The organism is Clostridium tarantellae, from assembly GCF_009295725.1.
In the GTDB taxonomy this organism is placed as follows: Bacteria; Bacillota; Clostridia; order Clostridiales; family Clostridiaceae; genus Sarcina; species Sarcina tarantellae.
On sequence record NZ_WHJC01000610.1, the window covers coordinates 1 to 633 of the forward strand.

The 633-nt window shown below is 23.4% G+C and carries 1 protein-coding gene; it reads left to right on the forward strand.

What is annotated here, in order from left to right; genetic code table 11:
• Positions 1-612 (forward strand): cyclase family protein (locus tag GBZ86_RS16605; protein WP_152892499.1); only part of this gene is annotated, 612 nt, incomplete at its 5' end.
• Positions 613-633: the final 21 nt, after the last annotated feature.

Here is a 633-nt window from a genome sequence, read left to right on the forward strand (position 1 = left end):
CATTTTAATATGCCAGTATATACTGAAGAAACTAGACCCGAAATTAAAAAAATAGCTAATATAAAAAATGATGGTTATAATGAAAAGTCTCTGCATATATTTTCACATACAGGAACTCATATGGATTCACCTAAGCATATGATTGAAAATGGAAAAAGCCTTTATGAATTTGAAATAAATAAATTTATTGGAAAAGCATTTTTATTAGATGTTTCAAATTTATTGCAAGATAATATAGAAATAAATATATTAAAAAAATATGAAAAGGAAATAAAGAAAAGTGAATTTTTAATAATAAAAACTGGATGGGAAAAATATTGGAATAGTGAAAAATACTTTTATAACTTTCCTGTATTAACTGAAGAAGCTGCTAATTGGATTTGTAAATTCAACTTAAAAGGAATAGGGGTAGATACTATATCTATAGATAAAGTTGATAGTATCCATTTTAAAATACATAAGATAATTTTTTCTAAAGATATGATTATAATTGAAAATTTAACCAATCTTTCAACTTTAACAATAAAAAAATTCACATTTTGTGCCACTCCATTAAAATATGAAAATTCAGATGGATCTCCAGTGAGAGCTATTGCAATAACCAACAAATAATATAAAACATATATATAGTAT